The following is a 26,337-nucleotide window of genomic DNA, read 5'->3' as shown; positions in this document are numbered from 1 at the left end:
CGTATCCCCCTTTACTCGGCGCGCACCTTGGCGCCGTCCGCGAGCTTATCGCCTGGATTTACGACGATTTTATCATTTGCTTTCAGGCTCGCGTCCCCTTTGAGATAGACCCAATCCTGATTTTTATCTTCCGTCTGCAGTTCGACCGGATGAACCGTATCACCGCTCAATTTGTAAACGACCGACTTGCCGTTCTTTTGAACGACGGCCGCCTTCGGAATTTCCAAACGGCTCTCGCCGCCGCTTCCGCCAAACGCAACGCTGGCGACGGCTCCCGCATGCAGCGCTCCGTCCGCGTTGCCGACGGTCAGCTTAACCGGGAACGTATTGTTGTTCGTATCGGATACGGGGCTCACGAAAGTGACCGTTCCTTCGAACGTTTTGCCCGGAATGCTCGGCACGAGCACCGTCGCTTTGGTTCCCTGCTTGACGGAGCCTACCATATCCTCAGGCACGCTGACTTCGACTTTCACCTGATCCATGCTCACCACCGTCAGCAGAGGCGACCCTGCTTGCGCCATTTCGCCGGCATTGACGTTTTTCTTGACGATAACGCCGTCGATCGGCGAGACGACAGCCGCATTGTTCACTGCGATTTGCGCCAGATTGAGCGACGCTTGCGTGCGGGTCACATCCGCTTTGAGAGCTTCCAGCGTATTGGACGTCGCGCCTTCTTTCAGCAAGCTTAGCTTCGCCTGCGCTCCGGACAGCTGCGCACTCGCGGCCTGCTGCTGCGAAACCGCAGAATCATAGGCCGATTTGGCCTTTTGATAGTCCAAAGTCACTTTATCCAGATCATCCTGGGTGACATCGCCCTGATCGAAAAAGTTTTTCGCATGGTTATAGTTTTTCGTAACCAGATCATATGCCGCTTGCGCTTGCGCTACGCCGGCAGCCGCTTGGCTTGACGCCGCTTTGGCCTGCTCGACGGCCGCTTGCGCCGCCTGGATGTCCTGGGAGCGCGCCCCGGCTTCCGTATCCGCCAGCTTCGCTTGCGAAGCGGTCAGCCCGGCCTGCGCCTGGTCCAGCTGCTGCGTCAGATCGTCCGTATCGAGCTGCACGAGCACGTCGCCCTTTTTCACTTTGGCGCCTTCCTCGACAGCTACGCTGGCGATTTTGCCGCTGATTTTGGATACGACCTGCACCGTCTGGTCGGCAGCGAGCTTCCCGCTTGCTCCGGCTGCAGCCGTGCTTCCGAGAGTGATCACTTTGACGCTCGGCACGTCAGAGGAAGCGGCGTTCGTCGGTGCGCTTCCGCAGCCGCTGACCATCATCATGGCTCCGGCAAGTACGCTTATCGATAACATAACATTCAAATGTTTTTTCATGGGTGCTCACCTTACTCCCCTTTGATATGGATTTTAATTGCAGCATTCATGCCGGGAGCCAGATCGAGTCCCTGATGATCGTCGATGGATATCTTTACGTTCATGCGTTGAGTAACTTTTGTAAAATTGCCGCTTGTCGTTGTGGAAGGCAGCAATGAGAACGTGGACGCCGTTGCCTGGCCGATTTCATACACTTTGCCTTGGAATTCCTTTCCGGCATATGTATCCAGAGTAAACGTTACCGGCTGGCCGACCTTGATCTTCTTGATTTTCGTTTCTTCGATATCGGCCGAAACATATAGCGCATTTTTATCTACGATCATGGCAACGGACTGTCCCGGCGAAACGACTTCGCCGACTTTGGCGGCAGTTTGAATGATCGTACCGCCGATAGGAGCGCGCAGCGCCGCCTGATCGAGCAGGCTGTTCGATAAATTCGTAATATCCTGTTGACCGACGATTTGATCGGCTACAACCGTATCGCCCACTTTGACGCCGAGCGTATTGATTTTACCCGAAATACGAGGCATCACCCGGTAAATGTCTCCGGCAATGCGGGCATCGTCCGTAGTGACGAAATTCGCACCTTGATACCAGTAGTAGCCTCCGATACCCCCGCCGCTCAACACCATAATGACGAGAATAACGATCAATATGATTTTTCTATTCATTCCGTTCCCTCCAGCTTTTTCTCTAAATGTTCCATCATCTTTGTTAACACATCTTTGCACATATCGATTTGCTCCGGTGTAAATGCGGCTTCAATACCGGCATATAACTCGCCGTTAATCGTTTCCAGACGATCCTTTTTGAAACTTTGGCAAAAGTTCGTCGTCCGAATCCAGACGATGCGGCGATCCTGCTCATCTCTTTGCCGTTCGATCAGGCCGTTCCGTTCCAGACGATCCGCGATCCCCGATACCGTGCTGTTGCTTAAACCTACCGACTTCGCAAGGTCGCTCAGCTTGCGGGGCTCATTTAAAAATAATTCCCTCAATATAAACAGCTGTGGTCCCGTCAGTTCTATATCCTTCAATTCCCGAAGCAGCAAAGCCATGCGCAATTTATGAAGTTTCATAATAATTGTCGCAAGCTCTCTCACTGAATCCAATTCATTCCCCCCTTATGTTGCCATCGATATATTTCGCACTCTAATATTTCGTACACGAAATATTTTGCTGTTACATATCATAGCACGCGAATCCTATCTTGTGAATATGTTTTGTGTAAAAAAATTATGAAAAAAGTCACTCGGGTTTCGAGTGACTTTGAATGTTCGATATTCAGCTTGTTCAGGTCTTGGCCTGGAGTCTGTCCGATAAACCCCAGTAGAAGGGGCGGCCAAGACGGTACCGGCATCCTCAAAAAACCCGCTAAAGCGCAGCTTTTCGCTCCTTGATGCGTTCGCAGCGAGCGATACATTCCTGCCTGCAATGATCAGGCTGTTGAGGAACCCCCGCACCAGAGCCGATAGCACAGTCTCTGCCTGGCTGCGCTGAGAAAACCTGCAACTGTGCAGGTTTTTGCTCGTTGATCCGCCGGCAGAGAAAAATTCCTGCAATTGTGCAGGCTTTTGCTCGTTGATCCGCCAGCAGCGAAAAATTCCTGCAATTGTGCAGGTTTTTCCACCCTGCGCATGGGCTCAGGTTCATTTTCGTCGGAAATTCCTGCACTTTCGCAGGCTTTTCGCCAAAATGGACCTTTTTTGTGAAAAAAGCCTGCACTTTTGCAGGCTTTCTCCCTGGCCCGGCTTGCCAAGCCGCCTCAGGCCCCAGCCGTGCAGCACCGCAGTCCGAGCCATGAGGGGCGCGGGTTGGAAAAGAGCGGCCGCGTCAAAATTAGGCGCTCCCCTGAGGGGCAAAGATGACCCCGGTTTGCGGTCTTTTACGGTTTTGTGGTTTTGTGGTTTTGTGGTTTTGTGGTTTTGTGGTTTTGTGGTTTGCGGTTTGCGTCTTTAACAGCCTTGAGCTTTACGCCTTTAAAGCTTTATGGCTTTTACGCCTTTACGCCTTTACGCCTTTACGCTTTTACGCTTTTACGCTTTTACGCTTTTACGCTTTTACGCTTTTACGCTTTTACGCTTTTACGCTTTTACGCTTTTACGCTTTTACGCTTTTACGCTTTTACGCTTTTACGCTTTTACGCTTTTACGCTTTTACGCTTTTACGCTTTTACGCTTTTACGCTTTTACGCTTTTACGCTTTTACGCTTTTACGCTTTTACGCTTTTACGCTTTTACGCTTTTACGCTTTTACGCTTTTACGCTTTTACGCTTTTACGCTTTTACGCTTTTACGCTTTTACGCTTTTACGCTTTTACGCTTTTACGCTTTTACGCTTTTACGCTTTTACGCTTTTACGCTTTTACGCTTTTACGCTTTTACGCTTTTACGCTTTTACGCTTTTACGCTTTTACGCTTTTACGCTTTTACGCTTTTACGCTTTTACGCTTTTACGCTTTTACGCTTTTACGCTTTTACGCTTTTACGCTTTTACGCTTTTACGCTTTTACGCTTTTACGCTTTTACGCTTTTACGCTTTTACGCTTTTACGCTTTTACGCTTTTACGCTTTTACGCTTTTACGCTTTTACGCTTTTACGCTTTTACGCTTTTACGCTTTTACGCTTTTACGCTTTTACGCTTTTACGCTTTTACGCTTTTACGCTTTTACGCTTTTACGCTTTTACGCTTTTACGCTTTTACGCTTTTACGCTTTTACGCCTAGCAGCCGCGGCTTTACGGCCGGCCCCGGGGCCTTATCGCAGCCCCTTGGGCCGGCCTTCCACGAGCCGCCTGCCGCCGGGCATGGCCAAGTGCTCGCCCCGCAGGCAGGTCTCTCATCGACCTGCCCGCGGGCCCGCGAACCTCCCGCGGCCATCCGGTCATTTTTTCGTATCGACGTCCAGGATGTCCAGCAAAAAGACGAAAATCGGAATGCCCAGGATCAGGCCCCATATCCCGATGTAGTGCTCGGAGAACAGAAGGACGATCAGCGTGTAGAACATCGGGAGATTCGTTTTGGACGACATCAGCTTCGGATTCAGCAGGTAGCCTTCCAAAACGTGCAGCACGGCGATCATGATCAGCACGTAGATGACCATCGTCAGCCCGCCTATGTTGTATCCGATAATGCTCAGCGGGATCAGCGAAATGATGAAGCCCGCCACCGGAATCAGACTTAGCAGAAAGATCATGATCGAAAGCGCGAACAGGTAAGGAAACCCGAAAATCCACAAGACAATGATCGTAAAACCGGTATTGAACAGCGCGATCAAAATTTGCGCCTCGATCACTTTGCCGAAGGAGAGCATGAACTTTTTGCCGAAAAACTCCAGTTCGTTATACAGCCAGGCGATCTTGCTCGTTTTCAGGCGGGAGGTAAACCCGACGATTCTCGTTTTTTCCAAAATAAAGACGAGGCTCAGCACCATCGCGAGCAGAAAAGTCGTGCTCCAGTTGCTGATTCGCAAAATGTATTCGAACCCGTGCTTGACATAGGACTGAATGTCCAAATCCTTCACCGTTTTGTACAAATACCGCAAAAACTCGTCTTCAGGCGCGGGCAAACTCGTTAATCCCGTTAATATATCTTTCAATTGCTTGATTTGGTGCAGCACTTTCGGCAAGTAAGTCGCGATCGCGAACACAAGTCCGGTGACTACGGCCGCGTACAGCAAAATGATGATGACCTTGCTGTTGATCACCATATACTTGCTTAAAAATTTGGAAAGCGATCTTTGAAGACTGTTCATGATGTAGGCGATCAAAAAAGTCAGAAGAACCAAATTCATCATATCCCTGATGCTGAACAGCAGCAAGCATATAATGCCAAGAATCAGAAACCTTCGCACCGTTAAATTCGCAAGAAACTGCTTCAAGCCTTCCATTTCACCCACTCATCTCCATTCATGTCTCCGCGACCGCACCGGCGTAAGCCAAGGCGGTTTGCGAGCCAGCTGCGCGGCGCACCTCTCATCGCTGTTATTATCTGTATTTCATCTTACACAAAATGGCTGGACTATCGCAACATGACGGGCCGCAAAACAACAAAAAGCGCCCGGCCAAGGCAATGCCGCCTTAAGCCAAGCGCTTACTCGATAAATGTTTATGCCCCAAGCCATCCGTTAACTTTGCGCGAAAAGTTCAGCAGCATTTCCTCGGACGGGAATTGCGAGCTGAAATCCTCGATGCCGAGGTAGCCGTCGTAGCCCACTGCTTTAAGGTCGTCGAGCAGCAGCTTCCAGTTGACGATCCCTTCATCCAGCGGCGCCCAATCGCTATGCCACAGCTCTACGCCGTCCCGGCGCTCGCCGCTCGGCAGCCACTTGGCGTTCTTGACATGCACGTGAGCCAAATACGGCCCAAGCAGCTCAAGGCCCATGCGGAAATTTTCAAAACCTTCGTGCACCATGTTGCCCGCATCATGCAGCACCCCGATCGCGTCCGGATGAAAGCCGGAGACGAGGCGGTGAGCCAGTCCCGCGCTTGGCGCTATCGTTTTGTGGTGAATCTCGATGAGCCCTTTGACCCCGTACTGCCGGGAAAGCTCCTGCACATGATGCAAATAATTCACGGCTTCGCTGAATAAGTCATTGTAGTTGCGGCTGCCGTCGTATCCCGGAACGCCGACGCGGATAAAGCCCGCGCCCAGACGCTTGGCGACCTGCATGACCCGCTCGGTACCCGCGACATCCCCGCAGGTCAAGTACGGCGTAACGCTCAAATTGACAAGCCCGTGCTCGGCAGCCGCCAGACGAAAGCGCTCAAGCTCCTCATCCGAAGATGCGGGGTCGATGGAGCACAAATTATTTCTCCAGAAAGAAGGCTTTTCTTCCGCCGCGCCGGCCGGCACTTCCTTGTAGCGCCACTCGATGCCGTCGATACCCGCGGCTTTTGCCGCTTTAGCCAGTTGCTCCGGCGTTAAATCCGGTACGGAAACCGTGAATACAGAAAGTTTCATCCTTATGAATGCCTCCCTTATTTTGGAAACCCATATGAAAGTCGTAATTCAGTATCGCTTACCCTTATTTTGCAGTATAATAAAACCGTATTCTTTGCAATAATTGGGCATTAACTTGCTTTTTTTGACTTCACATTTTTTTGGAGGACAGTGCCGATGCAAGAGCTTTACCGCAATTTGCAGCAGTCGATCAATTTCAGGCATTCCGTTACGTATGACCCGACTCCTTTCGAATTCCATATGCATCAGGATTTGTACGAAATCTACTTTTTCCTGACAGGCCAAGTCCATTATTTTATAGAAAAACAGGTGTATCCGCTGCAATACGGCGATCTGCTCATCATGAACAGCAGCGAGCTGCACAGGGCGAATTTTCAGACCAAAAGGCAGAGGTACGAGGTGATCGTCATCCACTTCAATCCGAAGCTGATCGGGCAGTTCAGTTCCCCGGGCTTTGAGCTGCTTGACTGCTTTGCGAACCGGCCTTCCGGCGAACGGAACCGCATGCGGCTGACGCCCCAGCAGATCGATACCATTATGAAGCTGTACGAACGCATGGAAACATTAAGCCGTCCGAATGCCCCCGCAGGCTCGGATATTTTGTACGTATCCGCTTTCATTGAACTGCTCGTTTTCATCAACCGCGTCTTCCAGGGCCAGGACAAGCAGGACGAGCAGACGATGATGCCCGACAAATTGATCTCGCTCCTCGCCTACATCGACGAGAATTTGGAGCAGGATCTGTCCCTGGAACAACTGGAACACGTCGTGTTCATGAACCGCTCTTACTTGTGCCGGCTGTTCAAGAAGCATACGGGCAGTACGATTCACGAGCACATCTTGTTCAAGCGCATCGCCAGAGCCAAGCTGCTGCTCCGCAAGGGCTGCACCGTGACCGACACCTGCCAGCAGGCGGGCTTCAACGACTATTCGAACTTCATCCGCACGTTCAAAAAGATCGTCGGCCTTCCGCCAAGGCAGTATCAGGCGCTGCAGCGGCGGAGCTAAGAGACTGCCGGATGAACTCGGCAGGGGCTCCGCCGGACAGACTCCCGATCCCCAGGCCGGACCGGGCCGGGACGCTCAGCGGGCTTCACCATTTTTCCTGGCGCTCCGTTATTTTCCGCTTCAGCTCGTCCAGCCAGCCCTGGACATCAAGGTGCCGGACGCTTTCGACGTATTCGCTCCAGAGCTTTTCAAATTCGTCCTGCGAGCCGGCTACGACCATTTGCGGCGGATATTTTTTGTTGATATCTTTCAGCTTTTGCTCGAACACTTTGCCTTTGGCGGAAAGCTCGATGCTCCAGGCCGGAAAATATTTGCGCCTCGCATCAGGCGGGTTGAACAGCTCCTCGTAGGACGAAACGCCGTACGCCTTCAGCAGCTCTTTGTCCGCGTTGCTGTAATCGGCCGCTTTTTCCTCCGGCTGGGTTTGCGGATCGTAGCTGTTGCCGTCCGGCATCGTGCCCGACGATCCCGGCCAAAAGTACAGAATGTCGCCGCTCCAGCTGTTCCGGTTCTCCTTGCTTTTGAAGAAAGCCCGCTGCTCTTCCGTACGGTAAAAGCGCCCCTGTGCGTTTACCATGTAATCCTCGCCTTGCACGCCCCAGCGCCGCATCACCTGCGACTGCTCGCCGGCCATGAAATCGGCAAACTCGATGGCGCGGACCGGATCGGCACAGTTGATTGAGATGCCGAAGCCGAAGCCGTAATTCATCATCGGCGTATCCAAATAATCCGCCCTCACGCCCTCATCGAAGGTGAGCTGCAGCGGCGCGTACATCTCGTCCCATTTCCCCTGCTGCTTCAGCACCATTTGCGCATCCTGAAACTGCCAGTATTGATCGAACATCCCGAGCACCCGGCCGCTGGACAGCTTGGCCAAATATTGATCGTAGTTCATCACGAACGCTTCCTTGTCGATCAATCCCTCGTTAAACATTTCGTTTAGCTTGGCGTAGTAGCGTTTGGTGATGTTTTCGTCCGTTTGGTAAAAATTCAGCTCATTCGTCCCGGGATTAATCATCGCGCGCGAATCGTTGGGCCCCCCTGCCAAAAACTGCATCGCCGTCGTAAGCGTGAAATTGCGGGAATCGTAGGTCAATATTTCAAAAGGAATCGTTGCCGCTCCGTCCTCGGTCCGGGGGTGCCGCTTGGCGTAATGTTTAAGCAGCTCCGCATATTGGTCGAACGTCTTGATTGACGGATAGCCGGCCTCTTTCAATACTTTCTTCTGCACCCAAAAAGCCGCATTGATCGTCCGGCTCGGCTGACCGGCCGGCACGCCGAAAGGGAGTGCGTAAATGTGCCCGTCCGCGGCCTTGATGCGGTCCCAGTACGGACCGTAAATTTTTTTGATGTTCGGCGCATGGGCTTCAATCAAATCTTCCAGCGGAATCAGCGCTTTCGCGTCGATCAAAATAAACATTTTATCGCCGCCGTAGATGAGGTCCGGATAATCGCCGCCGGCGATCATGACGCCGAGCTTTTGCTCGATTTCGCCGACGATGCGCTCATAGGCGATGGTCACGCCCGTTTTTGCCGCAATTATGTCCCCCAGCTTGGTATGCTCAGGCACGGGATCTCCCGGGGCGTTGAGAAAATAAGTGAAGGTGACGGGCGCTTGTTTCCAGGGCTCGGCGGGAGCCGCTCCCTGACCGCATGCGCTTAGAAAAAACACCGGCAACGATAGAGCCAACCATGCTGAAAGCGCTCTTTTTTTCATATTCACTCCCCCTGCCCTTGGCCGCCGCGCTCGCTCAGCCGATGCCGATCCGGTATTGGGAAGGCGTGCAGCCCGTCGCTTTTTTGAACTGCTGGACGAAATAGTCGGTGTCGCTATAGCCGACCTGCAGCGCGATTTCGAACACTTTTTTCGTCGTTGAGTGGAGCAGCCGCTGCGCTTCTTCGATCCGGGTTTGATGGACGAAATCGTTGAAATAGACGCCCGTCTTCTTTTTAAACAACTGGCCCAAATAAATGGGGTGCATATACAGTTTGCCGGCGATCTCCTTGATCGTAATGTGGCTGCTGTACTTGTCGCGGACGTACGAGATGACTTCGTCTACCGCCCCGCTGGCGGAGGCCGGTGAAACGGGAGCAGGAGACAGGAGCGCTTCCCGGTCAAGCCGCTGTCTGGCCCGCGTCAGCGCCTCGACAAGCTGATCTTCGTCGAGCGGCTTCAGCAAATAATCGATCGCCCCGTAGCGAAGGGCCACCTTGACATAATCGAATTCGCTGAACCCCGAGATGAAAATGAACTGGCAGTCGATGCGGCCGGATACCTCCATCATCAGCTCCAGCCCGTTCAAAACCGGCATGCGCACATCGGTAATGACCAAATCCGGCTTCTCCTGCTCGATAAAAGCAAGCGCCTCGCGCCCGTTCTCTACATCGCCGCACAAGTCAAAACCGTGCTCCTGCCAGGGAACGATGCGTTTCAAGCCTTCTCTCATCTTGCGCTCGTCTTCTACAAGAAGCGTTCTATACATGCAAATTCCTCCTTACGGGTACGGATTCCTCATGACCGGCCGGGCGGCGGACCGGAAACCGCAGCTTCACCGTAGTTCCCTTGCCCGGCTCCGACGCAAACGTCAAGCTGAAGTCTTCGTCGTAATAAAGCTTAAGCCGGTCATACACATTTTTTAATCCTACGTGGTCGCCTGAATCCGCATCGCCTCTGATCGATCCGAGGAGCTCCTCCACCCTCTCCGCATCCATGCCGGCGCCGTTGTCGGACACTTCGAAGCAGACGCAGCCGTCCTGGCAGCGGGCGGCGACCCGGATCAGCCCGGCCTTTTCCAGGTTTTCAATGCCGTGAATGCATGCGTTCTCGACGATAGGCAATATGCTCATCTTCGGCACGCATACGGACAGCGCCCCCTCATCGATATCCAGCTCGTAGGACAGCCGGTGCTCGAAACGGAATTTCTGAATTTCCAGAAAGTCCAGAATGAATTCCATCTCCTCGCGGATCGGTATCGAATCGTTGCCCCATGTCAGCGTCCGGCGGAAGCTGCGGGCCAGCCGCTTGATGACGGCCGCTGTCTCCGGCTCGTTTTTGACGATGCTGTTCATGCGGATCGTTTCCAGCGTATTGAACAGAAAGTGCGGGTTGATCTGGCTCTGCAGCGCGTTCAACTGCGCCTGCCTGCGGTCCAGCTCCGCCACGTACACGTCCCGGATCAGTTCGCTGATCTGCACGGTCATGCGGTTGAATTCTTCGGTCAACTGACCGATTTCATCGTTGGCCTGTTCCACGCGGACCGGGTTGAAGTTCTGATTTTTCACGAGCTTCATCTGCTTCCACAGCAGCACGATGCGCGAGTTCAGCGAACGAGAGAGGAACATAATGATCAAGCTGGGCACGAGCAGGTTAGCACATGTCAAGTACACGAAGGACAAGCGCGATTGCTGCAGTGCTCCCACCAATTGCCCCTGCGGATAAATCCCGATCATCTGCCAGCCTTTCAAATAGTTCACGTTGTCGAAAGAGCTCGCGATGACCAGGCTTTCCTTATCCTTCATCTGCCGCTCCAACGGGACATCGCTCTCGCTCGAAGCGTAAACGACAGTCCCCTCTCCGTTCACCAAAAATATTTTGCCCTGAAAGGAGCTGTCCTGCAGCGTATCTTTGACGAATTGCGGGAGGATATCGATTTTCAGCAGCTTGGTGTACGACTCGCTTCCGCGGAAAAAATCCAGCTTCCGAATGACGCTGAGATACGGCTGCCCCGGTTTGATCGCATCCTGCGGGGAAACAGCGCTTTCATACTTGTTCGTGTAAATTTGTAACTCTCCAATGACCGGACTCGCCTGCAAGCGCCTCAACCATTCCTCGTTCTCCGTCCGCTTGTCGATAAACCTGAGCACGCCGGAGCTGATCAGCGTCTCGTTATTCGTGTACAAATATGCGTTGTAAAACTGTTTATTGATCGGAACATACCGGTTTAACGAGTTGTTCATAATTGAGTTGTAGGCGGTGAGCATCTCGTTCGTGTTTGCATAACGCTTATCTAGCGCGTCGCTAAGCACACTGTCCGTGTACAACACCGAGGTGATCCCGATAATACCGTCCATGACTTTGCGGAAGCTGTCCCTGTTTTTTTCCAGCGCACGCTGCAAATCGGACACTTTTTGCGCTTTCACATTTTCGGCCGTAATCCCGTAAAAAGCCGCATTCGTAAAAATGACGGGGACAAACACGGCGACAAAATACAAAATCAAAAGCTTGTTCCGCAAGCGGATGTTATTCCATCTAAGCATCAACGACCGTCTGATCACGCAACCCCACGCCTTCTGAATCCGCTTTCAAATATTCAATAATAATTCATGTATGAATTATTGCATTATGCTAATTTTAGCATAACGAAGTGCTGAATAACACCATTTTCTGCTGTTAACTATTCGGCAGGCTCGACAGGATAAAAACGCCGTGCGCTGACCGCCGTCATGCGATGCTTCTGCGTGCGCTGGGATCTGTGCATTCGCAGACTTTTGCCCCCCAAGTCAAAGGCAATAGCCGGAATCTGGTTGGCTGCACAAAGAAAACCTGCAAAAATACAGGAATTTCTGTCCTTGAACGCTGGCCACGAACAATTCCTGCAAAAGTGCAGGCTTTTCACCGATTATATGGACTCAGATTCACTTTCAGCGGAAATTCCTGTACTTTCGCAGGTTTTTAGCCAGAACGGGCCGTTTCCATCGAAAAAGCCTGCACTTTTGCAGGCTTTGCGGGCGGCCAAGCTACTTCGCAGGCGGCTTTACCGCCTTCGGACGGATAACTGATTACCGAGTTTCCCGGGCAGCCCGGATAGTCCGGCCAGCTTTATGCCATTTTTGCACTACTGTTCCTTCTGCTCAATGAAAACGAAACGGCGGCAATCACAAGTCCCAGCGCTATCATAAAACCGGCGGCCCAGGGATGGTATAAAACCGTGGAAGCGGAATCGGCCAGCAGTCCTCCCGCCCCCGCTCCGCTCGCCAAACCGAGATGAATGACCGACGTATTCAGGCTGAGCACGAAATTGGACGACTGCGGAGCCTGTTGAATAAAATAGGTTTGAATCGCTGGCCCGGTCACAAACATGGCGGTCATCATAACGGTTATCAAAAAGAGTCCGACAGCCTGCGACGCCGCAAACACAGGCAGCAAAGCGAGGGCTGCGACATGAACGGCTAGACCGCAAGAAATTACCCGAACGGCCCCCCACTTATCGACTCCATACCCGCCAAGCCGCGAGCCGATCGCGCCGACAATGCCCAAAGTCAGCATCAACAGGCCAATGCCGGACATTTTCATGTGGAAGACGGTTTGCAAAAACGGAGTTAAATACGTAAACATGACCGAGCCCCCCGTTTCCCTGAAAAAGACGAAAAGCAGCCCGCTGACGATAACGGAATTTCCCAGTATGGCAAATTGCTGCTTGAACGATACCGGAGCATCCCCTTCAATCTCGGGAAGCAGGCGGACGATTCCGATCAGAACGAGCAAGCTGGCAGCACCCAGGATAACGAAAATGACCTGCCAATTCATCCAGTTGGCAATAGCGATGCCCAGCGGTACGCCCAACACCATGGCGCTGCTGAAGCCAAGAACAACCGTGCCGATTGCGCCGCCGATTTTTTCGGGAGGAACCAATTTGGCAACCGAGCCGAACGTCACAACGAGGTACATGCCCGAGCTCAAGCCAAGAATGATTCGGGAAATCATCAGGATCAAATAGTGCGAGCTTGCGAAAGAAACCAGGCACCCGGCGATAAAAATAATCAGGGCGCTTGCCAGCACTCTTTTGCGCCCCATCCGTGCTGTGAGAGTAACGAGAATAGGGGTGCCTATCGCAAACGCCAGCGAATATGCGGTTACGAATTGCCCGGCTTGGGCGATGGAAATGCGCATATCGGCGGCAATGACACCCAGAATTCCGGCCACGACCAACTCTGAAGTCGCTGTCAAAAACACGCCTAACGTAAGAAGATAAATGTACATCCGATTCATGGTTATCAGTCCTCTCCGCCAATACTTTTGGTATGGCTCCGCTTTTATTGACATTATAATAATGCCGCTATCATAATGTAAGAAGGCAAAGTATTTGGATATAGTCCTGATATTTTGACTAACTAACTTTTTGTAAGGGGATGATCGCTTGAACGAGTTGATGGAGGAACCTGCGGAAAGCACCCCAATCTGCGACGTACTGCGAATACTTGGCGCCAAATGGGCATTCATGATCATCGATGAACTATGCAAAGGCCCGGCACGCTTTAAACAGCTGCAGCGAAAAGTAGCCGTCATCAAAACCCAGTCTCTGACGGATGCACTGCGCCACCTGGAACATAACGGCATCGTCCGGCGGGAAGTGTTCCCAACCGTACCTGTAACCGTAGAATACTCTCTCACGGAAAAAGGGAGGGACTTCCAATCGGCATTAAAAGAAATGGAAAAGTGGGCATTAAAATGGGGAAATGCAGGAAAAACAGAAAAAGCCGGCCGCCCTTAAAAATAAGAACAGCAGGCAGATAGCCCGAGAAAGTGACAGCGCTCCAACATGGTTTGAGGAGCTGGAGAGGGTGCGCAGACGTGCTCCCCAACCCCGCGCCTGTCCCAGCAAGTAGTTTGTGCTGTACAGTGGGGGAGGGGGGGCTTGAGGTTGCTTGGCAAAGGAAAAGCCTGCGAAAGTGCAGGCTTTTTCTGAAAAAAAGGCTCATTTTGGCGAAAAGCCTGCGAAAGTGCAGGAATTTTCGATGAAAATGAATCTGAGGCCCTGCGCTCGGCAAAAAGCCTGCACAATTGCAGGAATTGTCTCGCGACCGCTGTATCACCGACAAAAAGATGTATTTTTGCAGGTTTTCTTCGCACCGCACCGCCCGGCCAGGCGGACTATTCGCACCGCGCGCAGCTCCCAGCGCGCGGTGTTGCACTGCATGACGGCGGTCGGTCGACCACAGGCTCTGGCCTGTGGGTCTGTCAACAACCAGCCGGCCGCTCTTAAGCGGCTTCTTCCATCTAGGAGTCTGTCCGACGGAGTTATTTTTGTGCATTAACCTTCTACGTGGGTCATCGGACAGACTCCAGGGAGTCTGTCCGACGGAGTTACTTTTGTGCATTAACCTTCTACGTGGGTCATCGGACAGACTCCTAGCCGCGCTCCATCGTCCGCATCCATGCGTCCGCGATCAGCGCGTGCCCGGCCAAAGTCGGATGGACGCCGTCCTCCGCCCAATATGCGGGCGCTGTCTTGGCGCAGGCTGCGGCGAACAGGCCGTCCAGCGGAACGTAGCTGGTGCGGAACTCCCTAGCCAATTCGCGGACCGCTTGAATTTTGGGATCGAGGTCCTCCCTCCACTGTTTGCGGTCCTTCGGATGCGGCAGCACGAACGGCTCCAGAAGGACGATTTCGGCGTCCGTATGCTCTTTAGCGCGGGCCAGCAGCCTCCGGTAGCCCTCGTAGTAAGCTTCGGCAGCAGTCGGCTCCTGCCGGTCGTATCGTCTCCACGTATCGTTGATGCCGATCAATACGGATATCCCACGAAGGATTGAGGCGCAGGCAATCCGCTTCCCACCGCTTCTCCAGATCGACGACGCGATCCCCTCCTATTCCCCGGTTCAGAATCGATATTTGCTTGTCCGGGTATTTCCTGCGGAACTCGGCGGCTACCAAATACGCATAGCCGTGACCCAAGCTCGCCCCGTCGCTGCGGTCCCTGCCGCAGTCCGTAATGCTGTCCCCCTGAAAGAGGACGGTACCGTTATTTTTCATTTGCAGCATATGCCAACCTCTCCTTTTCTACTCTTTTACCCCGCCAAGCGTGAGCCCCTTGACAAAATATTTTTGCAAAAACGGATACACGACGAGAATCGGCACCGTCGCAAGCATCGTAATGGCGGCGCGGACCGAAGTCGGCGTCACCATGTTGGCGGAGGCGTTTTTGCTGTTGGCGAACGCGGACGTCGCCGACCCGCCGATGCTCAGATTCGCGGACTGCAGCTTTTTCATCAGCTCGTACTGCAGCGTGGACAGGTTGATTTTGGACGAATTGTACAAAAACGTATCGAACCAGCTGTTCCACTGCCCGACCGCGACGAACAGGGCGACGGTAGCGATAGCCGGCATACTGAGCGGAAGGATGATGCGGATGAACACCGTGAAGTCGTTCGCTCCGTCCATTTTGGCCGACTCGACCAGGCTTTCCGGCAGCCCTTCGATAAACGAGCGGATGACGATCAGGTTGAAGGCTCCGACGAGCCCCGGCACGATGTACACCCAGAACGAATTGGTCAGCTGCAAATTTTTCATCAGCATGTAGACTGGAATCAGACCGCCGCTGAAATACATCGTGAACACAAAAATCATGGAAATCGCCCGGCGCAGCACAAAATCTTTGCGGCTGATCGTATACGCGAGCATCGCCGTACAAAAGACGCTTGTAACCGTTCCGATTACGGTGCGCAGCACGGAGATGAGAAAGGCGTGGTAGATCGTATTATCTTTAAAAATCGACTCGTAATTGTAAAGCGTAAATTTGCGCGGCCACAAGAACGTGCTGCCGAGCGTCGTATCCGTCGCCTGATTGAGCGACACCGCAGCCGTATTGACGAACGGATACAAAGTGACTACCAGAATGCAGAGCAGAAGCAGCGCATTCACCATATCGAAGAGGATGTCTCCGAATCCTCTTTTTTTCAGGCTTGCCATCGCTGGATTCATAGTCGCACCTCTCCACAAAAATTAATAAAGCCTCTCCTGGCCCAACCGCTTTGCGGCCTGGTTCGCGGCCATCAGCAAAACGATGCTGATCACAGTTTTGAAAATCCCCGCCGCTGTAGCGAACGAATAACGGGATAAATTAATGCCGTATTTCAGGACGAAAATATCGATCGTTTCCGCGTAATCCGTCACCATGCTGTTTTGCATCAAGTACTGCTGCTCGAATCCGGCATCCAGAATGTGCCCGATGCTCATAATCAGCAAAATGACGATAATCGGCCGGATCCCGGGCAGCGTAATGCTCCACATTTTGCGGAAACGGCCGGCCCCGTCCATGCTCGCAGCCTCGTACAGCGCCGGATCGATCATGGACATCGCAGCCAAATAAATGATGGCGCTCCAGCCCACTTCCTTCCATACGTTGGAAGCTCCGATGATCCACCAGAACGCGTGCGGCTGGGACAGCAGCAGAATCGGCTCCCGAATGATATGCAGCTTCAGCAGAAGCCCATTGACGATGCCGTCCAGAGAAAGCATGGTAATGATCAGGTTCGCCGCAACGACCCACGAAATAAAATGCGGAAGATAGCTGACCGTCTGCACGATCCTCTTGAAAAAAGCTTGCCGCACCTCGTTCAGCATAAGAGCCAGAGCGATCGAGCTGACGAAGCCGAATACGAGATTAATGACGCTCATCGCCAGCGTATTGCGGATAATGCGGAAGAAAGCCTCATCCTGAAACAATTCCCGGAAATGATCCAACCCCGTCCACTCGTTGTGCAAAATAGAGCTGCCCAGCTTGTAATTCTGGAACGCCATCAGCCATCCCCAGATCGGCACATAGTTGAACAGGATGACGTAGGCGACAAAAGGCACGGACATCAGCAGCAGCAATTTTTGCTGCTTTATTCTTTTCCAGACCGTTCCGGCCTTGCCGGCTTTGTCCGCCTTGGGCTTGCCTGCAGTGCGTTCGGTAACTACATCCATGTGTTCCCTTCCCCTCCTGACAAAATGCGAATCGGCGCAGGGATGCCCCGAGCGGCCTGGCCCTGCGCCGAACTTTTCAATCCCTTATTTCCACTTTTCCTGGCGATCCTTCACCTTTTGCGTCAATTCGTCCATCCAACCCTTGACATCCAGCTTGTTCACCGTGCCTACGTAGTCGCTCCAGCTTTTGTCAAAATCGGCCTTGGACTTGGCGACGACCATTTGCGGCGGAAATTTTTTGTTAATGTCGTTTAATTTTTGATCAAACACCTTGGCCTTGTCGGAAAGCTCGATGCTCCAAATCGGGAAATATTTCCGCTTCAAATTCGGCGGATTGAACAGGTCCGCGTACGTCTGAACGCCGTAGGATTTGAGAATCGCCTTATCCGTATCCGTATAATCCGCAGCGATCTCCTCCGGCTGAAAGCCCGGATCGTAGTTGTTGCCGTCCGGCAGCGTGCCCGATGAGCCCGGCCAGAAATACAGCACCTCTCCGCTCCAGTTCTTGAAGTTTTCTTTGACCTTGAAGAAATCGCGCTGCTCCTGGGTCCGGTAAAAGCGGCCTTTGTCGTTGACTTTGTAGTCCTCGTCTTTTACGCCCCAGTTTTTAAGCGTTTGCATCTCGTCGCTGGCCATGAAGTCGGCAAACTCGATGGCGCGGACAGGGTCTTTGCAGTTGATCGAAATCCCGAAGCCGAAGCCGTAGTTCATCGTCGGCGTATCGAGATAGTCGCCTTTGATGCTGTCGTCGAACGTCAGCTGCAGCGGAGCGTACATGCGGTCCAGCTTGCCCTGCTGCTTCAAAGCGGCCGTCGCATCCTGGAACTGCCACGATTGGTCGAACATCCCGAGCACGCGTCCACTCGACAGTTTGGCCAAATATTGGTCGTAGTTCATCACGAATGCTTCTTTATCGACCAAGCCTTCGTTGTACATATCGTTAAGCTTGGAATAATATTTCTTCGTGATGTTCTCGTCCGTCTGGTAGAACGTCAGCCCGTTCGTATCCGGGTTCACCATCGCCCGTGAATCGTTCGGCCCTCCGGCCAGGAACTGCATCGCGGTCGTGAGCGTGAAATTGCGGAAATCGTAGGTCAAAATTTCAAACGGAATCGTGTCCGCTCCGTCGATTTTCGGATACTTTTTAGCGTAATTGCGCAGCAGGTCTACATACTGGTCGAACGTGGTGATTTTCGGATAACCCGCATCCTTGAGCACTTCCTTCTGCACCCAGAACGCCGCGTTCACCCATTTGTTCGGCTTGCCGGTCGGGGCCGCGTAAGGCAGCGCATAAATGTGGCCGTCCGCCGCTTTGATGCGTTCCCAGTAAGGGCCGTAAATCTTTTTGATGTTCGGGGCGTGCTTCTCGATCAGATCTTCCAGCGGGATCAGCGCTTTCGCATCGATCAGCTTGAACATTTTATCGCCGGCGTAGATCAAATCCGGATAATCGCCCCCGGCGATCATCACCCCGAGCTTCTGCTCGATCTCGCCGACAAGACGCTCGTATTTGATCGTTACGCCCGTTTTCTCCGTAATCATATCGCCCAGCTTCGTATGCTCCGGCACGTTATCCCCGGGAGCGTTAAGAAAATAAGTAAACGTTACCGGGTCTTTTTTACCGGCTGCCGACTGCGCGGTCTGCTTGCCGTCCGTTGAATTGGGCTGCGTCGCCGCCGGTTCCGGCTGGCTCCCGCACGCGCTGAGCATAGTGAGCGACAAGGAAGCCGCTACGATCGTTGTAAGCGCTTTTCTCTTTTTCAAATCAATACCTCCCTTTTGTAATGGCTCCTTAAGTATAAAGGGGGGCGGGCGAACCAAAAACCCGACAATGCTAAGAACAATACCGGAAAGATCTAATGGATTTCCTCTTGACTTTTCCGCATGCATTCATTTATAGTTTTGAATCAAGCAACATATAAGGCCAAGACCAAAGACACGATTTCCTTCACGGACCGCCCAGAGAGAGAAGCATTCGCTGCGAGCTTCTTCGGAGACCGGATCGGAATTACCCCTTTGCAGCTGTGGCGCCGAACCCGCTTCTCCGTGCTGCGGCAGTAGGCGACACCGATTGATCCCCGTTACCGGATTCCAAATGAGGACCTTGCATCCGCATGCTGTGGCGAACCGCCCGGCGATGCCGCGGCTGCAGGTCGAATTAGGGTGGAACCACGAGCTGAACGCACTCGTCCCTTCCGGGATAGAGGCGTTTTTTTGCGTTCGATTTGATATGAGATAAACCTCTATCGAGGTCTTTTCGAAGATGAGCGACCGCGTTCAGAGGTAGGTTTATTCGCCAATAAGAATGCTGTTCTGCGCGCTTTAGCGCTGTAAAGAACTTATACATTCTTATGTGGTAAAAAATGAGGGAGATGGAGGCGTTTTTCATGGAAATCAAGGCAGTATTGGCAGACGGAACAATTCGGAGGTATGCAGCGGGAACCACCGTCCGGCAAGTGGCGGCATCGATCGGCTCTGGCTTGATGAAAAACGCCATAGCCGGCAAGGTAGACGGAAAGCTCGTCGACTTGAGCGAACCCATTCTCAGCGACAGCCAGGTTGAGATCGTGACACTCGATAGCCCGGGCGGGCGGTACATTCACCGGCACAGCACAGCCCATTTGCTGGCTCAAGCCCTAAAGCGGCTTTACGGCCAAGCGTCGGTGAAGCTTGGTATCGGCCCCGTCATCGAAGACGGCTTTTACTACGATGTCGATCTTCCCGAGCCGATTTCGGTTGACGACTTGGCCGCTATCGAAAAGCAAATGCAAGCCATCATCCAGGAAGACTTGGCTATCGTCCGCCGCGTGGTCAGCCGCTCCGAGGCGCAAGCCGTGTTCGAGGCGCTTGACGATCCTCTGAAGCTGGAGCTGATTCGCGACCTGCCGGAGGAATCGGTGATCAGCCTGTACGAGCAAGGCGAGTTCGTCGATTTGTGCCGCGGCCCGCACCTGCCGTCGACGGGCCGAATCAAAGCTTTCAAGCTGCTGAGCGTAGCCGGCGCTTACTGGCGCGGAGATTCCGGCAACAAGATGCTGCAGCGCATTTACGGCACGGCTTTTTTGAAAAAGTCGGAACTCGAGAACCACCTGCACATGCTGGAGGAAGCCCGCAAACGTGATCACCGGAAGCTGGGCAAAGAGCTTGACCTGTTCATGTTCTCCGAGGAAGCGCCGGGAATGCCGTTCTTTTTGCCCAAAGGCATGGTCGTTCGTACAGAGCTGGAAAACTTCTCGCGCGAACTGCTCAGGCAGCACGGCTACGATGAAGTCCGCACACCGCTCATGATGAACAACCGGATGTGGGAGCAATCCGGCCATTGGGATCACTACAAAGACAACATGTATTTCACCGACGTCGATGAGTCGCGGTTCGCACTGAAGCCGATGAACTGCCCCGGACATATGCTTATTTTCAAAAACGGTCTGCGCTCCTACCGGGAGCTGCCGATCCGCATGGCCGAATTCGGTCAAGTGCACAGGCATGAATTTTCCGGGGCGCTGAACGGCATGATGCGGGTCCGTACTTTTTGCCAGGATGACGCCCATCTGTTTGTCCGCCCCGACCAGATCGAAGACGAGATCGGCGCGGTCATCGCGCTCATCGATCAGGCGTATCAAGTGTTCGGCTTCGATTACACAATCGAGCTTTCGACAAGACCCGAAGACTCCATGGGCTCCGAGGAGCTGTGGGCGCAGGCGGAGCAGTCCCTGCAAAATGTGCTGGACCGCCGCGGCATCGCCTACCGCATCAATGAGGGCGACGGGGCCTTCTACGGGCCGAAAATCGATTTTCACATTCTCGACGCGCTCAAGCGGAGCTGGCAGTGCGGCACGATTCAGCTGGATTTCCAAATGCCGGAGAAATTCGATCTCACATACGTCGGCGACAACAACCAAAAGCACCGCCCGGTCGTAATTCACCGCGCCGTGTACGGCTCCATCGACCGGTTCATGGGCATTATTACGGAGCATTTTGCCGGGGCGTTTCCGCTTTGGCTGGCTCCGGTTCAGGCCAAGCTGGTGCCCGTATCCGAGAATGATTGGGACTATGCCAACCATGTCAAGGAACAGTTCCAGGCTGCGGGTATTCGGATCGAGGTCGACGGCCGCAGCGAGAAGCTCGGCTACAAAATCCGCCAGGCGCAGCTGGAAAAAGTGCCTTATATGCTCGTCGTCGGCGAGAACGAGAAACAATCCGGCCAAGTTTCCGTAAGAAAACGGAACGAAGGCGACCTTGGCAGCCACAGCATCGATGAAATCGTAGGGCTAATGATCGAAGAGATTCGCATGCGGAAATAATTCGGGATACTCCGGGGGCCGCTCGTGAACGTCGGGCAAAAGCGCAGCCGCCCTTTTGCCCGGGGCGAGGAGCGTAGGGGGGCGACCGCCGCCATGCTGCGCGCCCCCGCGGGTTCGCGCGCGGTGGTTGGGGGCCGCTGGGGCTGGCTGGGGCCGTTAAGGCCTTGGGCCACGCTGGGCCCCGTAGTGCACGCTGGGACGTCTGGGCCGACTGTGCCAGTTTGGCACGCTGGGGACGTTTGGCCGCGGAACGGCTGGGGATGCTGGGAGCCGGCTGGACAGCATTAGTACCTCTGGGCCACTGTGCATACTGGGCTTGCCGGAGCCGCTTGGCCTGCTGTACCCGTCGTGCCCGCTAGTGTAGCTTTGCACACCGGTCAGCGCTGGAACCCCTGGGCCAACTATACATGCTGGGCCCGCCGGAGCCGCTTGACCTGTTGGGCATCATACCAGTTGGGACGGCTGGGCCTATGCTGGGGCCAGGTAGCCCTGCCAATGCGCAGAGTGCAAAAAGCCTGCAAAAATACATCTTTTTGCGCCGTAATGCGCATGCTTCGAAAAATGCCTGCAAAAGTGCAGGTTTTCCGGCCGAATGGGGCCTCAAACCCATCATCGGCGGGAAATTCCTGCACATTTGCAGGCTTTTCCTTGAAACGGGCCGGTTCCGTCCAAAAAGCCTGCACTTTTGCAGGTTTTACAAGCTGCCGAGCCATCCCGAACCACTCCGAGCCGCCCCAGACCGCCTTTCGAATGGTCGTGCTGTCAAAGGCCTTTAAGGTCCTTCGAAGTCTAGTCCCCCAAACGACAAAAAGGGGTTGTCCCAAAAAGGAGCTGCCCCAGAAAAGGGTTGTTCCAAAAATCAATTGATGATTTTCTATATCCTACTTTGCTTTGACCTAAAGAAAGGACCTCACCCTCCACCCGGTAGTGGAATTTGAGGTCCTTTTGCTCGATTTTTGCGCTGTTCCCGTACTATTCGAACGCTTTTGGGACAGTCTCTTTACCGCATTTGAGTTTATTTTAAGACGCCTTGCACTACTGGCTGCCAGCTGTCTTATTTCAAATTCTCGGGGTTCAATTGCAGCAGCTCCGGCAGCACGAAAACGCCGTCCTTACGGATCAACACGTCGTCGAACCAGATTTCGCCGCCGCCGTATTCGGGGCGCTGGATGCACACGATGTCCCAATGCAGCGAGGACTTGTTGCCGTTGTAAGCATCGTCATAGCAGTTCCCCGGCGTGAAGTGGAAGCTGCCGTCGATTTTCTCGTCGAACAGCGTATCCTTCATAGGGTGCTGGATGTACGGGTTGACGCCGATGGCGAATTCGCCGACATACCGCGCGCCCTCGTCGATGTCCAGAACTTCGTTGATGCGGACGGTATCGTTCGACGTCGCCTTCACGATTTTGCCGTTCTCGAACTCAAAGCGGATGTTCTCGAACGTAAAGCCGTCATGCGGGGTTGGCGTATTGTACGAGATCACGCCGTTCACCGACTCGCGCACGGGCGCCGAATACACTTCGCCGTCCGGGATGTTCAGCCCGCCGTCGCATTTGACCGCGCCGATCCCTTTGATCGAGAACGTAAGATCCGTACCCGGGCCGACGAGACGAACCTTGTCCGTGCGGTCCATCAAATTTTTGAGCGCGTCCATCGCCTTGGACATTTTGCCGTAGTCCATCGTGCACACGTCGAAGTAGAAGTTCTCAAACGCCTCCGTACTCATCCCGGCAAGCTGTGCCATCGAAGGAGTCGGATAGCGCAGCACGACCCATCTCGTATCCTTCACCCGGACATCGAAATGCACCCGCTGATAATAAATCGAGTTGTACAGCTTCATCCGGTCAGCCGGAATGCCGGCGGACATTTCGTACATGTTGGCGCCGCCGCGCACCCCGATGTAGCCCTGCATCTGCTTCATTTGAAAAGCGTCCGCTTCCGCCCATTGCGCCATCTGCGCTTCCGTGCTGTCCATAATCAGCTGCCGCATCACGGTATGGTCCCGCAGGTTGACATAAGGATGCGCGCCCGCTTCGTGAACCTTTTTCACCAGTTCTTTTACAAATATGGCGTCTATCCCGTAAGCCTCAATCAAAACGTTTTCGCCGGGCTGCGCTTTAACCGAATAATTCACCAGCACATCCGCAAGCCTTGTTAGTCTGGGATCCAGCATCTCTATTTCTCCTTTTCCTCTTGGGGCTCAATTTCAAAAGACGGCTCGTTGATCTGGAAACCGACCGTCGTCAAATAAAACCACTCGCCGTTCTCTTCCTGATGCTGATCAAGCTCATAGATCATAGAACGGAATTTGCTCAGCCACGCGGCGAACTTTTCCTTGCTCATCTTCACCTCAAGCTGAGTCGCCATTCGCGGCCATTGCTTGCGGTCGGGCGAAGGAATCTGGAACGCCTCCTCCGGCGCCTGGATCGCTCTCAGCCTTGCGCGGCCAAGGACGCCAAGCGTCGCTTCGCGGTAGTAGTTCTCCACTTCGGAGACGTACGGAAGCAGCTCTTCACTAGGTACAAAGCCCCGGGCGACGGCACGGTAAAACTTTTGCACGATGCCGTTTTTGAGCTCTGTCCGGACGACGGAAATAAAACCGTGCTTCTCCAGTTCGTTCAAATGATAATGCACCTTCGCGCGCGCCATCTCCAGCAGCTTGGCAAGCTGCTGCCCCGTGTAGGCTTTCTCGATCAAAAACAGCAGCACTTTCGCGCGCAGCGGATCGCTCACTGTTTTTAATTGTTCAAGATCTTCAATAATATAAATCGGCAGCATGTGTGATTCGACCCCTCTCTATCTTCTGAAAATCATTTATTAGACAACGGTCAAATCTTTTTAACCGTATCATAATGCGCAGCAAAAGCATTGTCAATCGACGAAAAGGCCTATAAATCAAAAATAGTTTGGAAGCGCTTCACCAAATTCATGGAGTCAAGTTTCTTTCTTTATGGTAGCAAAAAGGGACGTTTCTGTCATCCATGACACGAACGTCCCTTCTCCTTATGCCAATTATCCGGCCCTTCATACCGGCTGAAACAACGTGCCCGCGATCTGCGGCTAACCGTATATCCGGCTCCCGGCTTCGCGGAATTGCTGCGCTTTTTCCTCCATGCCGCTGCTCAGCGCCGTCTCCTCTTCGAGGCCCCTGGCATGGGCGTACGAGCGAATATCCTGGGTAATTTTCATGCTGCAAAATTTCGGGCCGCACATAGAGCAAAAATGCGCGGTCTTCGCGCCCTCGGCGGGGAGCGTCTCGTCGTGGTACTCGGCCGCGCGTTCGGGATCGAGCGACAGGCCGAACTGGTCACGCCAGCGAAATTCAAAGCGCGCCTTCGACAGCGCGTTGTCGCGATCCTGCGCACCCGGATGGCCTTTGGCCAGATCTGCGGCGTGCGCGGCGATTTTGTACGCGATGACGCCTTCGCGCACATCGTTCTTGTTCGGCAGGCCGAGGTGCTCTTTCGGCGTCACATAGCACAGCATCGCGGTGCCGAACCAGCCGATCATCGCCGCCCCGATGGCGGAGGTGATGTGGTCGTAGCCCGGCGCGATGTCCGTCGTCAGCGGCCCCAGCGTGTAGAACGGCGCTTCCTTGCACACTTCAAGCTGGCGGTCCATGTTCTCTTTGATCTGGTGCATCGGCACGTGCCCCGGTCCTTCGATCATCACCTGGACGTCATGCCTCCAGGCGATCTCCGTCAGCTCGCCCAGCGTTTCGAGCTCGGCAAACTGCGCCTCGTCGTTCGCATCGGCGATCGATCCGGGGCGCAGACCGTCGCCCAGCGAGAATGCGACGTCGTAAGCTTTCATAATTTCGCAAATATCCTCGAAATGCGTATAGAGGAAGTTTTCCTTGTGATGAGCCAGACACCAGGCAGCCATAATCGATCCGCCGCGCGAGACGATCCCGGTCACGCGCTTTGCCGTCATCGGGATGTAGCGCAGCAGCACCCCTGCGTGGATCGTAAAATAGCTGACGCCCTGCTCCGCCTGCTCGATCAGCGTGTCGCGGTACACTTCCCACGTCAGATCTTCGGCCTTGCCGTTCACTTTTTCCAGCGCCTGGTACAGCGGCACCGTGCCTACGGGAACCGGCGAGTTGCGAATGATCCATTCGCGGGTCGTATGAATATTTTTGCCGGTGGACAAATCCATGATCGTGTCGGCGCCCCACCTTGTCGCCCAAGTCATTTTCTCCACTTCTTCTTCAATGGAGGACGCGACCGCAGAGTTTCCGATGTTAGCATTAATTTTCACTAAAAAATTGCGCCCGATAATCATCGGCTCGCTCTCCGGGTGATTGATATTGGAAGGAATGATCGCCCGGCCCCTGGCCACTTCGTCGCGGACGAATTCCGGCTTGACGTTCTCGCGGATGGCGATGTACTCCATCTCCGGCGTTATGATGCCTTTGCGGGCGTAGTGCATCTGGGTCACATTGCAGCCGGATTTGGCCCGCAGCGGCCTGCGATGCAGGCCCGGAAACACTTCCGCCGCTCCCTTCGCGCTCTCCGCGGAAAGACCGTTGTCTTCAGGCTTGACCTCACGGCCGATGTAAGCTTCCACGTCCCTGCGCTCTTCGATCCAGGGCAGACGACCCGCCGGCAGCCCCCGGCGAATGTCGATCTGCTGCTCGGCATCGGTATACGGACCGCTCGTATCGTAGACGCGGACCGGCTCGTTCGCCTCTGCTTCCCCGAACATATTCGTGGAAGCTCCGAGCGCGATTTCCCTCATCGGCACCCGGATATCGGGTCTAGAGCCCTGCACGTATACTTTACTGCTGCCCGGAAAAGCAGATATTTGAATAGTTTTGGTTCCGTTTGCCGTCATGGCCGATCCCTCCAGTTTTTGATTGCCGCAAGCAGCTCTGCGGCAGCTTCCTTGGGCGAGCGCGCTTGGGTGATCGCGCTCACGACCGCAACGCCGTCCGCGCCTCCGCGGAGGACGGCCGCGGCGCCTGCGGCATCGATCCCGCCGATACCGACAAGCGGCAGCCGGATGCCGCCCTCGCGCATCCGCACCAGCTCTGCGGGCCCCATGACCGCACG

Annotated in this window: 23 protein-coding genes and 1 pseudogene; 6 read left to right on the top strand and 18 right to left on the bottom strand. The window is 53.9% G+C overall.

Annotated elements, in window-relative coordinates; genetic code table 11:
• Positions 1-11 precede the first annotated feature (11 nt).
• The 4 genes from AC0LWT_RS14740 to AC0LWT_RS14725 form a co-directional block, all read right to left on the bottom strand.
• The gene (locus AC0LWT_RS14740; protein ID WP_474682017.1) at positions 12-1,328 is read right to left on the bottom strand and encodes an efflux RND transporter periplasmic adaptor subunit; all 1,317 of its coding nucleotides are present in this window, start codon (positions 1,326-1,328) and stop codon (positions 12-14) included.
• 11 nt (positions 1,329-1,339) lie between these two features.
• A complete protein-coding gene (locus AC0LWT_RS14735; RefSeq protein WP_474682016.1) occupies positions 1,340-1,999 on the bottom strand; it encodes an HlyD family secretion protein in 660 nt (219 codons plus the stop codon).
• On the bottom strand, positions 1,996-2,430 hold the full coding sequence (locus AC0LWT_RS14730; protein ID WP_474682268.1) for a MarR family winged helix-turn-helix transcriptional regulator: 435 nt from the start codon (positions 2,428-2,430) through the stop codon (positions 1,996-1,998). The genes AC0LWT_RS14735 and AC0LWT_RS14730 overlap by 4 nt, the downstream gene beginning before the upstream one ends.
• A gap of 271 nt (positions 2,431-2,701) precedes the next feature.
• Positions 2,702-3,052, bottom strand: coding sequence for a hypothetical protein (locus AC0LWT_RS14725; RefSeq protein WP_474682015.1), 351 nt, complete (start codon positions 3,050-3,052; stop codon positions 2,702-2,704).
• Positions 3,053-3,246: 194 nt separating this feature from the next.
• Between AC0LWT_RS14725 and AC0LWT_RS14720 the strand changes: the two genes are divergently transcribed.
• The gene (locus tag AC0LWT_RS14720; protein WP_474682014.1) at positions 3,247-4,053 is read left to right on the top strand and encodes a hypothetical protein; all 807 of its coding nucleotides are present in this window, start codon (positions 3,247-3,249) and stop codon (positions 4,051-4,053) included.
• A gap of 157 nt (positions 4,054-4,210) precedes the next feature.
• On the opposite strand, the gene AC0LWT_RS14715 is transcribed toward AC0LWT_RS14720, so the two are convergent.
• Both AC0LWT_RS14715 and AC0LWT_RS14710 read right to left on the bottom strand, forming a co-directional pair.
• The gene (locus AC0LWT_RS14715; RefSeq protein WP_474682013.1) at positions 4,211-5,215 is read right to left on the bottom strand and encodes an AI-2E family transporter; all 1,005 of its coding nucleotides are present in this window, start codon (positions 5,213-5,215) and stop codon (positions 4,211-4,213) included.
• A 218-nt stretch (positions 5,216-5,433) separates the two neighbouring features.
• On the bottom strand, positions 5,434-6,288 hold the full coding sequence (locus AC0LWT_RS14710) for a sugar phosphate isomerase/epimerase family protein (protein WP_474682012.1): 855 nt from the start codon (positions 6,286-6,288) through the stop codon (positions 5,434-5,436).
• A gap of 156 nt (positions 6,289-6,444) precedes the next feature.
• Here AC0LWT_RS14710 and AC0LWT_RS14705 point away from each other — a divergent pair, with 156 nt between their 5' ends.
• Positions 6,445-7,296 carry a helix-turn-helix domain-containing protein gene (locus AC0LWT_RS14705; protein ID WP_474682011.1) on the top strand — a complete coding sequence of 284 codons (852 nt, stop codon included), beginning with the start codon at positions 6,445-6,447 and terminating at the stop codon, positions 7,294-7,296.
• 85 nt (positions 7,297-7,381) lie between these two features.
• Here AC0LWT_RS14705 and AC0LWT_RS14700 read toward each other — a convergent pair whose 3' ends face one another.
• The 4 genes from AC0LWT_RS14700 to AC0LWT_RS14685 form a co-directional block, all read right to left on the bottom strand.
• Complete coding sequence (locus AC0LWT_RS14700) at positions 7,382-9,013, bottom strand: extracellular solute-binding protein (RefSeq protein ID WP_474682010.1); 1,632 nt, start codon at positions 9,011-9,013, stop codon at positions 7,382-7,384.
• Between the two features lie 34 nt (positions 9,014-9,047).
• Positions 9,048-9,779 (bottom strand): response regulator transcription factor, encoded by a 732-nt coding sequence (locus tag AC0LWT_RS14695; protein WP_474682009.1) that lies wholly within the window; start codon positions 9,777-9,779, stop codon positions 9,048-9,050.
• Positions 9,772-11,571 (bottom strand): sensor histidine kinase, encoded by a 1,800-nt coding sequence (locus AC0LWT_RS14690; protein WP_474682008.1) that lies wholly within the window; start codon positions 11,569-11,571, stop codon positions 9,772-9,774. Before AC0LWT_RS14690 ends, AC0LWT_RS14695 begins: the two co-directional genes overlap by 8 nt.
• Before the next feature lie 544 nt (positions 11,572-12,115).
• On the bottom strand, positions 12,116-13,285 hold the full coding sequence (locus AC0LWT_RS14685; RefSeq protein ID WP_474682007.1) for an MFS transporter: 1,170 nt from the start codon (positions 13,283-13,285) through the stop codon (positions 12,116-12,118).
• Between the two features lie 160 nt (positions 13,286-13,445).
• On the opposite strand from AC0LWT_RS14685, the gene AC0LWT_RS14680 reads away from it, so the two are divergent.
• A complete protein-coding gene (locus AC0LWT_RS14680) occupies positions 13,446-13,787 on the top strand; it encodes a winged helix-turn-helix transcriptional regulator (protein WP_474682267.1) in 342 nt (113 codons plus the stop codon).
• A 154-nt stretch (positions 13,788-13,941) separates the two neighbouring features.
• The gene (locus AC0LWT_RS14675; RefSeq protein WP_474682006.1) at positions 13,942-14,331 is read left to right on the top strand and encodes a hypothetical protein; all 390 of its coding nucleotides are present in this window, start codon (positions 13,942-13,944) and stop codon (positions 14,329-14,331) included.
• 94 nt (positions 14,332-14,425) lie between these two features.
• Here AC0LWT_RS14675 and AC0LWT_RS14670 read toward each other — a convergent pair.
• The 4 genes and pseudogenes from AC0LWT_RS14670 to AC0LWT_RS14655 all read right to left on the bottom strand — a co-directional run bounded on the left by AC0LWT_RS14670 (position 14,426) and on the right by AC0LWT_RS14655 (position 18,746).
• Positions 14,426-15,056, bottom strand: a pseudogene (locus AC0LWT_RS14670) (SGNH/GDSL hydrolase family protein).
• Positions 15,057-15,074: 18 nt separating this feature from the next.
• On the bottom strand, positions 15,075-15,995 hold the full coding sequence (locus tag AC0LWT_RS14665) for a carbohydrate ABC transporter permease (protein ID WP_474682005.1): 921 nt from the start codon (positions 15,993-15,995) through the stop codon (positions 15,075-15,077).
• 21 nt (positions 15,996-16,016) lie between these two features.
• Positions 16,017-16,982: an ABC transporter permease gene (locus tag AC0LWT_RS14660; protein WP_474682004.1), complete on the bottom strand. Its 966-nt coding sequence runs from the start codon at positions 16,980-16,982 to the stop codon at positions 16,017-16,019.
• A gap of 84 nt (positions 16,983-17,066) precedes the next feature.
• Entirely contained in the window at positions 17,067-18,746 is a 1,680-nt protein-coding gene (locus AC0LWT_RS14655) for a type 2 periplasmic-binding domain-containing protein (protein WP_474682003.1), read from the bottom strand.
• Between the two features lie 623 nt (positions 18,747-19,369).
• Here AC0LWT_RS14655 and thrS point away from each other — a divergent pair.
• Together thrS and AC0LWT_RS14645 are read left to right on the top strand one after the other, a co-directional pair.
• The gene (thrS, locus tag AC0LWT_RS14650; protein WP_474682002.1) at positions 19,370-21,283 is read left to right on the top strand and encodes a threonine--tRNA ligase; all 1,914 of its coding nucleotides are present in this window, start codon (positions 19,370-19,372) and stop codon (positions 21,281-21,283) included.
• A gap of 470 nt (positions 21,284-21,753) precedes the next feature.
• Positions 21,754-22,059 (top strand): hypothetical protein, encoded by a 306-nt coding sequence (locus AC0LWT_RS14645; protein ID WP_474682001.1) that lies wholly within the window; start codon positions 21,754-21,756, stop codon positions 22,057-22,059.
• Positions 22,060-22,337: 278 nt separating this feature from the next.
• On the opposite strand, the gene AC0LWT_RS14640 is transcribed toward AC0LWT_RS14645, so the two are convergent.
• The 4 genes from AC0LWT_RS14640 to AC0LWT_RS14625 all read right to left on the bottom strand — a co-directional run.
• On the bottom strand, positions 22,338-23,456 hold the full coding sequence (locus AC0LWT_RS14640) for an aminopeptidase (protein WP_474682000.1): 1,119 nt from the start codon (positions 23,454-23,456) through the stop codon (positions 22,338-22,340).
• Positions 23,457-23,458: 2 nt separating this feature from the next.
• Positions 23,459-24,061 (bottom strand): ArsR/SmtB family transcription factor, encoded by a 603-nt coding sequence (locus tag AC0LWT_RS14635; protein ID WP_474681999.1) that lies wholly within the window; start codon positions 24,059-24,061, stop codon positions 23,459-23,461.
• Between the two features lie 282 nt (positions 24,062-24,343).
• The gene (gene thiC / locus AC0LWT_RS14630) at positions 24,344-26,119 is read right to left on the bottom strand and encodes a phosphomethylpyrimidine synthase ThiC (protein ID WP_474681998.1); all 1,776 of its coding nucleotides are present in this window, start codon (positions 26,117-26,119) and stop codon (positions 24,344-24,346) included.
• On the bottom strand, positions 26,116-26,337 hold a 222-nt coding region (locus AC0LWT_RS14625), incomplete at its 5' end, for a thiamine phosphate synthase (protein ID WP_474681997.1). The genes thiC and AC0LWT_RS14625, both read right to left, overlap by 4 nt.

This window comes from Paenibacillus sp. sgz302164, from assembly GCF_056120505.1.
The sequence above is the reverse complement of the archived record's forward strand: the minus strand, read 5'-3'. Positions and strand labels throughout refer to the sequence as shown.

Excerpts from the sequence above, each read along its gene's own strand:
- AC0LWT_RS14635 (WP_474681999.1), bottom strand. The coding sequence starts at position 24,061 with ATGCTGCCGATTTATATTATTGAAGATCTTGAACAATTAAAAACAGTG.
- AC0LWT_RS14695 (WP_474682009.1), bottom strand. The coding sequence starts at position 9,779 with ATGTATAGAACGCTTCTTGTAGAAGACGAGCGCAAGATGAGAGAAGGC.
- thiC (WP_474681998.1), bottom strand. The coding sequence starts at position 26,119 with ATGACGGCAAACGGAACCAAAACTATTCAAATATCTGCTTTTCCGGGC.
- AC0LWT_RS14735 (WP_474682016.1), bottom strand. The coding sequence starts at position 1,999 with ATGAATAGAAAAATCATATTGATCGTTATTCTCGTCATTATGGTGTTG.
- AC0LWT_RS14680 (WP_474682267.1), top strand. The coding sequence starts at position 13,446 with ATGGAGGAACCTGCGGAAAGCACCCCAATCTGCGACGTACTGCGAATA.
- AC0LWT_RS14640 (WP_474682000.1), bottom strand. The coding sequence starts at position 23,456 with ATGCTGGATCCCAGACTAACAAGGCTTGCGGATGTGCTGGTGAATTAT.
- AC0LWT_RS14705 (WP_474682011.1), top strand. The coding sequence starts at position 6,445 with ATGCAAGAGCTTTACCGCAATTTGCAGCAGTCGATCAATTTCAGGCAT.
- AC0LWT_RS14715 (WP_474682013.1), bottom strand. The coding sequence starts at position 5,215 with ATGGAAGGCTTGAAGCAGTTTCTTGCGAATTTAACGGTGCGAAGGTTT.
- AC0LWT_RS14665 (WP_474682005.1), bottom strand. The coding sequence starts at position 15,995 with ATGAATCCAGCGATGGCAAGCCTGAAAAAAAGAGGATTCGGAGACATC.
- AC0LWT_RS14660 (WP_474682004.1), bottom strand. The coding sequence starts at position 16,982 with ATGGATGTAGTTACCGAACGCACTGCAGGCAAGCCCAAGGCGGACAAA.
- AC0LWT_RS14740 (WP_474682017.1), bottom strand. The coding sequence starts at position 1,328 with ATGAAAAAACATTTGAATGTTATGTTATCGATAAGCGTACTTGCCGGA.
- AC0LWT_RS14645 (WP_474682001.1), top strand. The coding sequence starts at position 21,754 with ATGCTGGGGCCAGGTAGCCCTGCCAATGCGCAGAGTGCAAAAAGCCTG.
- AC0LWT_RS14700 (WP_474682010.1), bottom strand. The coding sequence starts at position 9,013 with ATGAAAAAAAGAGCGCTTTCAGCATGGTTGGCTCTATCGTTGCCGGTG.
- thrS (WP_474682002.1), top strand. The coding sequence starts at position 19,370 with ATGGAAATCAAGGCAGTATTGGCAGACGGAACAATTCGGAGGTATGCA.
- AC0LWT_RS14710 (WP_474682012.1), bottom strand. The coding sequence starts at position 6,288 with ATGAAACTTTCTGTATTCACGGTTTCCGTACCGGATTTAACGCCGGAG.
- AC0LWT_RS14685 (WP_474682007.1), bottom strand. The coding sequence starts at position 13,285 with ATGAATCGGATGTACATTTATCTTCTTACGTTAGGCGTGTTTTTGACA.